14 protein-coding genes are annotated in these 12,346 nt (G+C 55.7%); 1 reads left to right on the top strand and 13 read right to left on the bottom strand.

All coding sequences use genetic code 11. The features are described 5' to 3' along the window. Window positions 1-3: 3 nt before the first annotated feature. From holB to yceD, 12 genes are all read right to left on the bottom strand, one after another. A complete protein-coding gene (gene holB, locus AC007G_RS21610) occupies window positions 4-1,008 on the bottom strand; it encodes a DNA polymerase III subunit delta' (protein WP_032688342.1) in 1,005 nt (334 codons plus the stop codon). After that, on the bottom strand, window positions 1,005-1,646 hold the full coding sequence (tmk, locus tag AC007G_RS21615; RefSeq protein ID WP_032688343.1) for a dTMP kinase: 642 nt from the start codon (window positions 1,644-1,646) through the stop codon (window positions 1,005-1,007). The genes holB and tmk overlap by 4 nt, the downstream gene beginning before the upstream one ends. Further along, complete coding sequence (gene yceG / locus AC007G_RS21620) at window positions 1,636-2,658, bottom strand: cell division protein YceG (protein ID WP_032688344.1); 1,023 nt, start codon at window positions 2,656-2,658, stop codon at window positions 1,636-1,638. Before yceG ends, tmk begins: the two co-directional genes overlap by 11 nt. A 2-nt stretch (window positions 2,659-2,660) precedes the next feature. After that, window positions 2,661-3,470, bottom strand: a complete 810-nt coding sequence (gene pabC / locus AC007G_RS21625; protein ID WP_142630368.1) for an aminodeoxychorismate lyase — start codon at window positions 3,468-3,470, stop codon at window positions 2,661-2,663. 132 nt (window positions 3,471-3,602) lie between these two features. Then, the gene (gene fabF, locus AC007G_RS21630) at window positions 3,603-4,844 is read right to left on the bottom strand and encodes a beta-ketoacyl-ACP synthase II (RefSeq protein WP_032688347.1); all 1,242 of its coding nucleotides are present in this window, start codon (window positions 4,842-4,844) and stop codon (window positions 3,603-3,605) included. Window positions 4,845-4,932: 88 nt separating this feature from the next. Continuing rightward, on the bottom strand, window positions 4,933-5,169 hold the full coding sequence (acpP, locus tag AC007G_RS21635; protein ID WP_000103754.1) for an acyl carrier protein: 237 nt from the start codon (window positions 5,167-5,169) through the stop codon (window positions 4,933-4,935). Window positions 5,170-5,379: 210 nt separating this feature from the next. Next, on the bottom strand, window positions 5,380-6,114 hold the full coding sequence (gene fabG / locus AC007G_RS21640) for a 3-oxoacyl-ACP reductase FabG (RefSeq protein WP_004860512.1): 735 nt from the start codon (window positions 6,112-6,114) through the stop codon (window positions 5,380-5,382). Window positions 6,115-6,126: 12 nt separating this feature from the next. Then, window positions 6,127-7,056, bottom strand: coding sequence for an ACP S-malonyltransferase (fabD, locus tag AC007G_RS21645; RefSeq protein WP_032688348.1), 930 nt, complete (start codon window positions 7,054-7,056; stop codon window positions 6,127-6,129). Between the two features lie 15 nt (window positions 7,057-7,071). Beyond that, window positions 7,072-8,025 (bottom strand): beta-ketoacyl-ACP synthase III, encoded by a 954-nt coding sequence (locus AC007G_RS21650; RefSeq protein WP_032688349.1) that lies wholly within the window; start codon window positions 8,023-8,025, stop codon window positions 7,072-7,074. A gap of 53 nt (window positions 8,026-8,078) precedes the next feature. Further along, on the bottom strand, window positions 8,079-9,176 hold the full coding sequence (gene plsX, locus AC007G_RS21655) for a phosphate acyltransferase PlsX (protein WP_071824628.1): 1,098 nt from the start codon (window positions 9,174-9,176) through the stop codon (window positions 8,079-8,081). 201 nt (window positions 9,177-9,377) lie between these two features. Next, window positions 9,378-9,551 carry a 50S ribosomal protein L32 gene (gene rpmF, locus AC007G_RS21660; protein WP_000290724.1) on the bottom strand — a complete coding sequence of 58 codons (174 nt, stop codon included), beginning with the start codon at window positions 9,549-9,551 and terminating at the stop codon, window positions 9,378-9,380. A 16-nt stretch (window positions 9,552-9,567) separates the two neighbouring features. Further along, window positions 9,568-10,089 carry a 23S rRNA accumulation protein YceD gene (gene yceD, locus AC007G_RS21665; protein ID WP_032695736.1) on the bottom strand — a complete coding sequence of 174 codons (522 nt, stop codon included), beginning with the start codon at window positions 10,087-10,089 and terminating at the stop codon, window positions 9,568-9,570. Window positions 10,090-10,230: 141 nt separating this feature from the next. On the opposite strand from yceD, the gene AC007G_RS21670 reads away from it, so the two are divergent. After that, on the top strand, window positions 10,231-10,815 hold the full coding sequence (locus tag AC007G_RS21670; protein WP_032688367.1) for a Maf family protein: 585 nt from the start codon (window positions 10,231-10,233) through the stop codon (window positions 10,813-10,815). Between the two features lie 209 nt (window positions 10,816-11,024). Here the strand turns inward: AC007G_RS21670 and rluC are convergent, their stop codons facing one another. Then, a complete protein-coding gene (gene rluC, locus AC007G_RS21675) occupies window positions 11,025-11,978 on the bottom strand; it encodes a 23S rRNA pseudouridine(955/2504/2580) synthase RluC (RefSeq protein ID WP_015584649.1) in 954 nt (317 codons plus the stop codon). Window positions 11,979-12,346: the final 368 nt, after the last annotated feature.

Here is a 12,346-nt window from a genome sequence, read left to right on the forward strand (position 1 = left end):
CGCTCAGAGGTGGGATACGGGAAGTACCGTCCCAGGTTGCAGGTAATGTTCCCAGCGCAGAAGGCGCTCGGTTAGCAGCAGTTCGCGGTTGACGCCAACCACGTTCAACAACTGGTCGCGGCAGGCGCTGACGTCGCGGGCGATCGCCTGCAAACGGGCGGCAGGCAGCGCCTGCGCCAGCTGATTGACCAGCGTCCAGGCATCAGGGTTACTCACCAGCGTGATGCCCTGTTGCCGTTTTTGTGCATCCAGCAGCAGCGATGCCAGCCAGTGCAAACGAACCGCGGCCTGTTCGTGATTCAAAATCGGCAGCAGCGCCAGCCAGTCGCCGCTGCTTAAGACGCCAGCCAGCGTCTGGGTAAGCTGCTGCCGGGAAGCCCAGTGACTCTCCTGCAGCAGATCCAACGCCGCTGCTGGCGCATTCGCGCTCAGGCGCAGCGCAGAGAGCAGCGTCTCCTGAGGCATTGTCACCTCGCGCTCCAGCCACGCCAGCCCGTAGGACTCTGACGGCGGCGCGAGGTGATGGAGGCGACAGCGGCTGCGCAGCGTGGCCAGCAACCGCGCGGGCTCCTGACAGGCGAGGAAAAACCAGGTATTTTCCGGCGGCTCTTCCAGCGTTTTTAACAAGGCATTTGCCGCCGCATCCGTTAACAAAGCAGCATCGCCTGCCCACACCACTTTGGCGCCGCCAAGACGGGAACGTTCATAAAGCTTTTCGTTAACGTCACGCACAGCGTCAATACCGAGGGCGCTTTTGCCTTTTTCCGGCGCCAGGGTGTAGTAATCGGGGTGCGTGCCAGCCTGCATCAGCTGGCAGCTATGGCACTGCCCGCAGCTTTTATTTCCTTCCGGCTGTCGGCACATGAGATAACGGCACAGCGCGTAGATCAGCGCCTCCCCTCCCATGCCAGGCAATGCCTGAAGCAGTAACGCATGGTGACCCCGTCCAGCCTGATAGCCGGCGACTAATTGTTCAAATGACGGGCGTAACCACGGGTACCATTTCATGCGCTTTGCTCCGCGACCCACCGGCGGATAACCGCCTTGATATCACTTGCGACGGCTTCCAGCGACTGCGTCGCATCAATGGTGTGAATAGTCGGATCCTGTGCCGCCAGCTCAAGGTAGCGCGCCCGGGTACGATTGAAGAAAGCCAGCGATTCTTGTTCAATGCGATCGAGTTCACCGCGCGCGCGCGCGCGCTTCAACCCCACCTCTGGCGTCACATCCAGATACAGCGTCAGGTGCGGGCGAAAATTACCCAGTACCGCATCACGCAGCGTAGCCAGCATCGTCTGGTCGATACCGCGACCGCCGCCCTGATAGGCCTGGGTCGACAGGTCGTGGCGATCGCCGATGACCCATTGACCGCGAGCCAGAGCGGGTTTGATCACCGTCTCGACCAGCTGAACGCGGGCGGCGTAAAACATCAGTACTTCGGCTTTGTCATTAATCACTTCATCGCCGGTGGACTGGATATCCAGCACCAGGCTGCGCAGCTTCTCGGCCAGAATAGTGCCGCCCGGCTCGCGGGTAAACACCAGATCGCTGATACCTGATTCCTGCAGCGCCTCCACCACCAGATTGCGCGCGGTGGTCTTCCCTGCGCCTTCCAGGCCTTCGATAACGATATAGTTACTGCGCATTTTTTTCCTTAAGTACTTTCAGATAATCCTGCACCGAGCGGTTGTGGCTGGCCAGATTGGTGTTAAACGTATGCCCACCCTTACCATCGGCAACAAAATAGAGATAGGGCGTTTTCGCCGGGTGCGCCGCGGCGTTCAGAGAGGCTTCTCCCGGTGCGGCGATGGGCCCCGGCGGCATACCGCCGATCACGTAGGTATTGTACGCCGTCGGCGTCTCCAGATCTTTGCGCGTCAGCTTGCCTGTATAACTCTCCCCCATACCGTAGATAACGGTCGGGTCGGTTTGCAGACGCATGCCAGTCCGCAGGCGATTGATAAATACCGACGCCACGCGGTCGCGTTCTTCGGCAACCGCCGTCTCTTTTTCAATAATGGACGCCATGGTCAGCAGCTGGTTCTGATCTTTGTACGGCAGATTATCCATCCGCCCTTCCCAGGCTTTTTCGACCTGCGCGACCATCTTCTGATGCGCGCGCTTGAGGATCGCCACATCGCTGGTATGGGCGGTATACATCCAGGTATCCGGCCAGAACCAGCCTTCAACCCAATCCGCATGCTCGAGGTTAAGCGCCTGAGCGACGGTTTCGTAGCGGTCATCTGCCAGCGTATGTTTGATATACGGCGCATCGCGCAGCTGACGCAGGTAGTCGCTCACCCGCATCCCTTCCACAAAGCGCAGCGGGAACTGGGCCTCTTTGCCGCTGCCCAGCAGTTGCAGCATTTCCCGCACCGTCATGTCCGGCGTAAAGCGGTAGGTACCGGCTTTAAAGTGGGATAATTCAGGCTCAAGACGCAGCAGCCACTGGAATACGCGCGGCCGATTGATCACCTTATCGACATACAGCTGCTCACCCAGCGCCATGCGCCCGGTACCGGCCTCTAAGGTGAAGATCGTCTCTTCTTTAATCAGCAGCTTGCTCTGTGCAAGCTGACGAACTTTCCAGATGCCCGCGCCTGCAGCAATGCCCAGCACTACCAACAACAGCAGGATAAAACGTAACATTTTCTTCATGACTAACCAGACAGCTCACACAGTGGGGCTAAAAAATGATAAAGCTCTCGCGAGGACCAGCATGTCTCGTCCCAGCGGCGAACCGGTACCAGCGGCATCAGCGCATTGCATATCAGCACTTCATCGGCATCACGCAACGCCTCCGCACCCGCAGTGACTTCGACAACGTGAAACGGCGATTGTGCCAGTTGCGCGATGCAATGCTGGCGCATAATGCCATTGACCCCGGCATGATCGAGACGTGGCGTAAACACATCCATCCCCTTGCGCCAGAACAGATTCGCGGCACAGCATTCCGTAAGCCACCCGTCGCTGTCAAGAACCAGCGCCTCATCGGCGTCCGTCTGCTCAAGATGAGACCGGATCAACACCTGTTCCAGGCGGTTCAAGTGCTTCAGCCCGGCCAGCGCCGGATTACGTCCCAGCCGAACCGGGCTTAGCGTCAGCGCAACGCCGGTTTCTTGCCAGCGCGCATAATGCGCCGGATAAGCCGAAACGCTGAGGATACGTGTGGGAGCCTGACAGCTCGCGCCGCTGTAGCCGCGTCCGCCTGCACCGCGCGTCAGAATGACTTTAAGCACGCCGTCATCATGCGCCAGCGCCAGGTGCCGCATTTCCTCTTCCAGCGTTTGCCAGCGGGTGTAGGGAATCATCAGTTTTTCGCAGGCCTGCTGCAAACGGCGAAGGTGGGCTGGCAACATCTGTACTTTACGTCCCGCAATGCGTGCGGTGGTAAAGCACCCATCCCCAAACTGAATGGCCCGGTCATTAGCGGCCAGGGTGTCCCGTTCAATGCCATTAATCAAGAACATAGCGGCTCCTTATCGGTGGCCTGTCAGTGTCTCAGGATGAATTACGCAGGACAAGCAGAGAAAGCTGAAGAAAAAAGAAGGCCCGCATTTGATGCAGGCCTGAGTCAGGATTTAGCGGCAAGCGCGACGGGCTTAGATCTTTTTAAAGATCAGTGAACCGTTGGTGCCACCAAAGCCGAAGGAGTTACACAGCGCGTACTCCATACCGGAAACCTGACGCGCTTCGTGTGGAACGAAGTCCAGGTCACAACCCTCATCCGGATTATCCAGGTTGATGGTCGGCGGAACCACGCCATCGCGCAGCGCCAGGATGGAGTAGATCGATTCTACTGCTCCGGCAGCGCCCAGCAGGTGCCCGGTCATTGATTTGGTTGAGCTGACCATCACGCGGCTTGCGGCGTCACCGAAGACAGATTTAACCGCCTGCGCTTCTGCTTTATCGCCCGCCGGCGTCGAGGTGCCATGCGCGTTAACGTAAGCAATCTGGCCCGGTTCAATCCCTGCATCGCGGATGGCATTCACCATCGCCAGGGCCGCGCCGGCGCCATTCTCCGGAGGAGACGTCATATGGTAAGCATCGCTGCTCATACCAAAGCCGACGATTTCCGCGTAGATTTTCGCGCCGCGTTTTTTGGCGTGCTCGTACTCTTCCAGCACCACCATACCTGCACCGTCGCCCAGCACAAAACCGTCGCGATCTTTATCCCACGGACGGCTTGCCGCCTGCGGATTGTCGTTGCGGGTTGAGAGCGCACGCGCGGCGCCAAAGCCACCCACGCCAAGCGGGGTACTGGCTTTTTCCGCACCGCCGGCCACCATTGCATCAGCATCGCCATACGCAATCATACGCGCAGCCTGACCAATATTGTGTACGCCAGAGGTACAAGCGGTCGCGATAGAAATACTCGGCCCACGCAGACCAAACATGATGGTCAAATGCCCGGCCACCATGTTAACAATTGTAGACGGTACAAAGAACGGGCTGATCTTCCGAGGTCCGCCGTTGGTTAACGAACTGTGGTTTTCCTCGATCAGGCCAAGACCGCCAATACCGGAACCAATAGCGGCGCCGATGCGGGTTGCGTTCTCTTCCGTTACTTCAAGACCAGAATCCTGCATGGCCTGAACGCCAGCGACAATTCCATATTGAATGAAGGCATCCATCTTGCGCTGTTCTTTGCGCGAGATAATGTCATCACAGTTAAAATCCTTTACTAAGCCAGCAAATTTTGTTGCATAGGCGCTAGTATCGAAATGGTCGATCAGGCTGATGCCACTCTGACCGGCAAGGAGAGCTTTCCAGGTAGACTCTACGGTATTGCCGACAGGAGACAACATGCCCAGTCCGGTCACAACTACACGACGCTTAGACACGGTTGTCCTCCAGGGAGGGAAAATAGATTCTTGTGGGACAAAAAAAGATAAAACTCAGGCGGTCGAATGACCGCCTGGAGATGTTCACTTACGCCTGGTGACCGTTGATGTAATCAATGGCAGCCTGAACAGTGGTGATTTTCTCAGCTTCTTCGTCCGGAATCTCAGTATCAAACTCTTCTTCCAGAGCCATTACCAGCTCAACGGTGTCAAGAGAATCAGCGCCCAGGTCTTCAACGAAGGAAGCATTGTTGGTAACTTCTTCCTGCTTAACGCCCAGCTGTTCGCCGATAATTTTCTTAACGCGTTCTTCGATAGTGCTCATACTCTTAAATTTCCTATCAAAACTCGCTTTCGCGATGGTTTTCGTAGTGTATAAAATGTTGAAAAATTTGCAACTAAATCCCGGCAGGTCTTACCACGATTTTACGCTATTTTGCGGGTGTTTGCCCTCAGAACGCAAATCATTTTGCACAAAACCGCATTCGGGATCGCACAGACTGCGCGGTTCCTGAGCGTTTTGTGCAAATCTCGGTCAGACCATATACATTCCGCCGTTGACGTGCAGGGTTTCACCAGAGATGTAACCTGCTTCGTCAGAAGCTAAGAACGCAACCGCACTGGCGATTTCTTTTGCATCGCCGAGGCGACCCGCAGGAACTTGCGCCAGAATACCCGCACGCTGATCTTCAGACAGCGCACGCGTCATGTCCGTTTCAATAAAGCCCGGAGCAACAACGTTAACAGTAATACCGCGGGACGCGACTTCACGTGCCAGCGATTTACTAAAACCAATCAGACCCGCTTTCGCCGCAGCGTAGTTGGCCTGACCAGCATTTCCCATGGTACCGACCACAGAACCGATAGTAATAATGCGGCCGTGACGCTTTTTCATCATAGCGCGCATTACTGCTTTTGACAGACGGAAAACTGATGACAGGTTGGTTTCGATAATATCGTTCCACTCATCATCTTTCATTCGCATTAACAGGTTATCACGAGTAATACCGGCATTATTAACCAGGATATCAACTTCACCAAACTCTGCGCGAATATTTCCCAGAACAGATTCGATAGATGCCGGATCGGTCACATTCAACAGCATACCTTTGCCATTAGCACCGAGGTAATCGCTGATCGCCTGCGCACCGCTCTCGCTGGTGGCCGTGCCGATCACTTTCGCGCCACGGGCGACAAGCGTTTCTGCGATTGCGCGGCCAATGCCGCGACTTGCACCGGTAACCAGCGCGATTTTTCCTTCAAAACTCATGGTATTCCTCTTTTATTGCTCAAGCGCCGCAGACATCGCTGCTGGCTCGTTAAGCGCGGAAGCGGTCAGGGTGTCAACAATACGTTTGGTCAGACCGGTGAGGACTTTACCCGGTCCCACTTCATACAGGTGTTCTACGCCCTGGGATGCCATAAACTCAACGGTTTTGGTCCACTGAACCGGGCTGTACAGCTGGCGAATCAGCGCATCGCGAATCGCGTCTGGCGCCGTTTCACACTGCACATCAACGTTGTTCACCACCGAAATAACCGGTGCGTTAAAGGTGATGTTTTGCAGTTCGACAGCCAGTTTTTCCGCCGCAGGCTTCATCAGCGCGCAGTGGGACGGGACGCTCACCGGCAGCGGCAGCGCACGTTTAGCGCCGGCAGCTTTACAGGCAGCACCGGCACGCTCAACGGCTTCTTTGTTGCCGGCAATGACCACCTGGCCCGGAGAGTTAAAGTTGACCGGAGCCACGACCTGCCCTTCGGCGGACTCTTCGCAGGCTTTCGCAATAGACGCATCGTCAAGACCGATAATCGCTGACATCGCGCCGGTCCCTTCCGGGACCGCTTCCTGCATAAATTTGCCGCGCATTTCGACCAGACGCACCGCGTCGGCAAAATCAATCACGCCGGCACAAACCAGCGCGGAATACTCACCCAGGCTATGACCCGCCAGCAGAGCCGGGGTCTTACCGCCCTGCTGCTGCCAGACGCGATACAGCGCCACGGAAGCAGTCAGCAGCGCAGGCTGGGTTTGCCAGGTTTTGTTCAGCTCTTCCGCCGGGCCCTGCTGAGCAAGCGCCCACAGATCGTAACCCAACGCCGCAGAGGCTTCACGGAAAGTTTCTTCGATAACCGGATACGCCGCTGCCATGTCAGACAACATGCCGACCGTCTGAGAACCTTGTCCCGGGAACACAAAAGCAAATTGCGTCATGTCTAAATCCTTATCCTAAAAACGAACCAGCGCGGAACCCCAGGTGAAACCGCCACCAAAGGCTTCCAGCAGAATCAGCTGACCACGCTGGATGCGGCCATCGCGCACCGCTTCATCCAGCGCACAGGGAACGGAAGCCGCGGAGGTATTGCCATGACGATCGAGCGTCACCACCACGTTATCCATCGACATCCCCAGTTTTCTTGCCGTCGCGCTGATGATGCGCAGGTTAGCCTGATGCGGTACCAGCCAGTCCAGCGCCGAGCGATCGAGATTGTTAGCCGCCAGCGTCTCATCGACAATATGCGCCAGCTCGGTCACGGCAACTTTAAACACTTCGTTGCCCGCCATCGTCAGATAGATCGGATTTTCCGGCTCAACGCGATCGGCGTTCGGCAGCGTTAACAGCTCGCCGTAGCGGCCATCCGCATGCAGGTGGGTGGAAATGATACCCGGCTCTTCAGAAGCGCCCAGTACGACGGCTCCCGCGCCATCACCAAAAATAATGATCGTCCCGCGATCGCCAGGATCGCAGGTACGCGCCAGAACGTCAGCGCCAATCACCAGCGCGTAGTCCACGGCTCCGTTTTTCACGTATTGATCGGCGATGCTCAGTGCGTAGGTAAACCCTGCGCACGCCGCCGCCACGTCAAAGGCCGGGCAGCCATTAATACCCAGCATAGACTGAATCTGACAAGCCGAACTTGGAAATGCGTGAGTACCCGAGGTGGTCGCAACAACGATCAGACCAATTTGCTCCGGTTTAACACCCGCCATATCCAGCGCATTTTTTGCCGCTTCAAAACCCAGCGTAGCAACGGTTTCATTCGGTGCAGCAATACGACGTTCACGGATACCCGTACGAGTAACAATCCACTCGTCGGACGTCTCTACCATTTTTTCCAGGTCGGCGTTAGTACGCACTTGCTCGGGCAGATAACTGCCGGTACCAATAATCTTCGTATACATGTACGCTCAGTCACTCTTGGGTAATATACCCGCCTTGTTCAAACCGCTGGGCGTCAGCCTTCTTCGTTCGTCCCGCTTTGCTGCCGGGAGTTCCCGTTTCTGTCGCCCGTGGGCAGTTCGAAACCTGCTGGGTATAAAGATTCCAGGCGAGCGGCGATCCGCTGAGGAATTTGCCGCTGCACCGCCTGCACTGCCTGCTCTATCGCCACGCTGAAGGCGCGCTGATTGGCAGCACCGTGACTCTTAATCACGGAACCGCGCAATCCTAACAGACAGGCGCCATTATACTGGTCGGGGTTGAGGTGACTGAATCGCCTTGCCAGGCTTTTTTGTAACCAACGCTTCAATAACAGCAGCCACCACGACCGTTTTTTGCCCTCACCCTGTGATTTCAGCAGCGAGAGGAACATTCTGACAACACCTTCCATAGTTTTTAATGTGACGTTGCCCGTGAATCCATCACAAACCAGCACATCGGTTTTGCCCGTCAATAGTTCGTTGGCTTCAAGATAGCCGATATAGTTCAGCGACGGCAGTGTCTTCAGCACCGCAGCGGCATCGCGGATACTGCTGAGGCCCTTCATCTCTTCTTCGCCGATGTTCAACAGCGCGACGCGGGGGTTCTCAATGCCGACCACTTCTTCGGCCAGTACGGCGCCCATGACCGCAAACTGCACCAGCATCGTACTATCGCAATCCACGTTGGCGCCTAAATCCAGCACCACCGTTTTGCCCTTTTGCTGATGCGGTAACACCGTCACCAGCGCCGGACGCTCAATCCCTTCAATGGGTTTGAGTAATAACTTGGCCAGTCCCATCAGCGCGCCGGTATTCCCCGCGCTGACGCAGGCTTCCGCCCGCCCTTCTTTTACTAACTCCAGCGCCACGCGCATTGAGCTTCCGCGGCTACTGCGGATCGCCTGAGCGGGCCGCGCATCACTAGCAATAACTGACTGCGCAGGGATCACCTGCAGACGCGAACGTTGTTCGAAATCAGCTTTGGCAAGTAATGGCGTGATGGTGTCGGGGTCGCCGACTAAAAGAAGTGTGAGTTGCGAATTAGAGTTCAGTGCCTGCAGTGCTGCAGGCACTGTCACGGATGGGCCAAAATCACCCCCCATGACATCTAACGCCAGGGTTAGACGTGTCAAGATATCGTCGCTGCCCGGTTCGGTTATTCCCCAGTCACCTGGGGAAATCCTCGCTAAGCTTCATCACGCTCATACTCTTTGTCTTTCACGCTGCAAGTATATTGACTGCGCTCGTTCATCCCAGTCACATAGTTGTCTATGCTGCCGGCGATGTTCTCGCTTACGCCTCTTGCCGCGCGAAATCCATGGAGTCGTGCGTGATTACTTAGCGATAACCTTGCGACCGCGGTAGAAACCGTCGGCAGTGATGTGGTGACGCAGGTGTTTCTCACCAGAAGTTTTGTCTACAGACAGGCTGGTGACTGCGGTCAGAGCGTCATGGGAACGACGCATGCCACGTTTGGAACGGGTTGGTTTATTCTGTTGTACGGCCATGGACCTTACTCCTCAATTACTTATGCTTTAAGCTGGCTAATACGGCAAATGGGTTTGGTTTTTGTGCCTCTTCAGGCAGTTCACCAAAGACCATGTCCGCGTCGGACACTTCACAGTGTTCAGAATCATGCACCGGAACTACAGGCAAGGAGAGAATGATTTCATCCTCAACCATCGCTTGCAGGTCGATTTCACCGAATTCGTTAACCTCAATCGGCTCATACGCTTCCGGCAGTGCTTCGGCCTGTTCGTCATTTCTGACGGGGCTAAAACAATACGTGGTGTGGACATGATGGGGGAACGGTTTCCCGCAACGCTGACATTCGAGGGTTACTGATACCTTTGCATCGCCGGTAATAACGGCAAGGCGCTGATTATCAATAGCGAACGACATGCTGCATTCCACATCGCTGTCCACGCTGACTACTGAATCGGCTACACGTTCAACCTGATCACGGGCATAGATACCTTCGTAATCGAGGCGTTTTTGAGCCGTGCGAACCGGATCGAGAGTCAGGGGTAATTTTACCTTTTGCATAGGGCGCGCATATTAACTTTGTAATGTCATAGAGTCAAAGAAAAAGGCAGCCTCAGGTTGCCTTTCGCCATTTATTCGCACACATTGCGGCCAATAGTTTAAAATGATGCTCTTAGAAGCGCTATATGTGGATGAAAAAATATGTCTGAACTTATCCTGGCGTCGACCTCGCCGTGGCGGCGAATGCTGCTGGAAAAACTGGCCATGCCGTTTGACTGCGCGGCGCCTGATGTGGATGAAACCCCCCACCCCGGCGAATCTGCCCGTCAGCTGGTGGTCCGTCTGGCGCAGGCGAAGGCGCAGGCTCTTGCCGAACGCTATCCCCGGCACTTAATTATCGGATCCGATCAGGTTTGCGTCCTCGATGGCGAAATTACCGGCAAGCCGCACAGCGAAGAGAATGCGCGCCTGCAGTTAAGGAAAGCCAGCGGCACGATTGTGACCTTTTATACCGGACTGGCACTTTATCATTCCGCCAACGGCCATCTACAAACCGAGTGTGAACCCTTTGATGTCCATTTTCGCCATTTAAGCGACCAGGAAATAGACAATTATGTGCGCAAAGAGCGTCCGCTGCACTGCGCCGGGAGTTTTAAAAGTGAAGGTCTGGGCATTACCCTTTTCGAGCGACTGGAAGGACGTGACCCGAATGCGCTGGTGGGCCTGCCGCTGATCGCCCTGTGTCAGATGCTACGCCGGGAAGGCTGTAATCCGCTGTTGCGCTAGCCGTTTATTCTGCCGGGCCGGAACCGCCGTTCTGGCCTGGCCTGGGGGTCTGGCGAACGGCAATCCTGATGGGGTGTGTGGTATGGGGATATCGCGCTGGCGCGGCGTGCGGCGGGTACATTTACCCATAAAGGAGAAAAACGTCGCGGTGAGTGCTGGCACAGCGACGCAGCAGATGACAACGGCGGACTCAGCGTCCGCCGGGACGATCATTTACTATTACGTAGCACCTGCAGGCAGCGCTTCAGCTGGTTATCCAGCGGCGCTTCGACACGCATCACTTCCCCGGTCCCCGGATGAGTAAATTTCAGCGCGGCAGCATGGAGGAACAACCGATTCAGGCCGGTGCCAGCCAGCTGTTTGTCAAACTCGCGGTCGCCATAACGGTCGTCAAAGGCAATGGGGTGGCCCGCATACTGCGTGTGAACGCGGATCTGGTGCGTACGCCCGGTCACCGGACTGCAGCGAACCAGCGTCGCGTGCGTATAGCGTTCTTCAACCTTAAAGCGCGTCTCCGACGGTTTTCCTTCCTGACTAACGCGAACGATACGTTCGCCGCTCTGCAGAATGTTTTTCAGCAGCGGTGCCTGCACCACTTTGGTGTGCGACTGCCACTGCCCGCGCACCAGCGCCAGATAATCCTTCTGCATCCCCTTTTCGCGCAGCTGTTCATGCAGCGAACGCAGCGCGGAACGCTTCTTCGCGACCAGCAGTACGCCGGAGGTATCGCGGTCAAGGCGGTGAACCAGTTCGAGGAAACGGGCTTCCGGACGCAGCGCGCGCAGGCCTTCAATGACGCCGAAACTCAGGCCGCTGCCGCCGTGCACCGCGGTACCGGAAGGTTTGTTCAGCACCAGAATATGGTCATCTTCATACAGAATCACGTCGGCCAGCGCCGACACTTTCTGCAAATGCGGGGAGACGGCTTCTTCTTCACGCTCGGCAACCCGAACAGGCGGAATGCGGATTTCGTCGCCGGCTTCCAGCTTGTATTCCGGCTTGACGCGTTTTTTATTCACCCGCACCTCGCCTTTACGCAGGATGCGATAAATCATGCTCTTCGGTACGCCCTTTAGCTGCGTACGCAAAAAGTTATCGATGCGTTGCCCCGCTTCATCGGCGGTAATGGCAACCATTTTTACGCTTGGAGTCTCAGTTTTCATGGTGCGCGATTCTAAATAGCCCGACGCATTAGCGCCACTCATTTTTATATGCTTATATTTATCATTATCCGGTTTTCATTGAATGCTTCATCGGCGTTTTGTTTGTTATTAGAACAATCTGTATGCGCTGGTGAAAAAACTGTGAGTAACCGGGTGATAAAAGGTAAAAGTCAACTTGCTATAACAAGGTTAGCAATGGAATAATGATGCCGTTTTCCGTGTTGAATCTTGTTAGAACAAGAAATTAGCGGAATGACCAATTTTGTCTGACCGATCATCCACGCAGCAATGGCGTAAGACGTATTGATCTTTCAGACAGTTAGCGGGCTGCGGGTTGCAGTCCTTACCGGTACAGGCCTCTATGGATT

The organism is Klebsiella sp. CSG-1 (assembly GCF_056521145.1).

What these genes read in the sequence shown, in the direction of transcription:
- holB (WP_032688342.1), bottom strand. Translation starts at nt 1,008, where the DNA reads ATGAAATGGTACCCGTGGTTACGCCCGTCATTTGAACAATTAGTCGCC.
- tmk (WP_032688343.1), bottom strand. Translation starts at nt 1,646, where the DNA reads ATGCGCAGTAACTATATCGTTATCGAAGGCCTGGAAGGCGCAGGGAAG.
- yceG (WP_032688344.1), bottom strand. Translation starts at nt 2,658, where the DNA reads ATGAAGAAAATGTTACGTTTTATCCTGCTGTTGTTGGTAGTGCTGGGC.
- pabC (WP_142630368.1), bottom strand. Translation starts at nt 3,470, where the DNA reads ATGTTCTTGATTAATGGCATTGAACGGGACACCCTGGCCGCTAATGAC.
- acpP (WP_000103754.1), bottom strand. Translation starts at nt 5,169, where the DNA reads ATGAGCACTATCGAAGAACGCGTTAAGAAAATTATCGGCGAACAGCTG.
- fabG (WP_004860512.1), bottom strand. Translation starts at nt 6,114, where the DNA reads ATGAGTTTTGAAGGAAAAATCGCGCTGGTTACCGGTGCAAGTCGCGGC.
- fabD (WP_032688348.1), bottom strand. Translation starts at nt 7,056, where the DNA reads ATGACGCAATTTGCTTTTGTGTTCCCGGGACAAGGTTCTCAGACGGTC.
- AC007G_RS21650 (WP_032688349.1), bottom strand. Translation starts at nt 8,025, where the DNA reads ATGTATACGAAGATTATTGGTACCGGCAGTTATCTGCCCGAGCAAGTG.
- rpmF (WP_000290724.1), bottom strand. Translation starts at nt 9,551, where the DNA reads ATGGCCGTACAACAGAATAAACCAACCCGTTCCAAACGTGGCATGCGT.
- yceD (WP_032695736.1), bottom strand. Translation starts at nt 10,089, where the DNA reads ATGCAAAAGGTAAAATTACCCCTGACTCTCGATCCGGTTCGCACGGCT.
- AC007G_RS21670 (WP_032688367.1), top strand. Translation starts at nt 10,231, where the DNA reads ATGTCTGAACTTATCCTGGCGTCGACCTCGCCGTGGCGGCGAATGCTG.
- rluC (WP_015584649.1), bottom strand. Translation starts at nt 11,978, where the DNA reads ATGAAAACTGAGACTCCAAGCGTAAAAATGGTTGCCATTACCGCCGAT.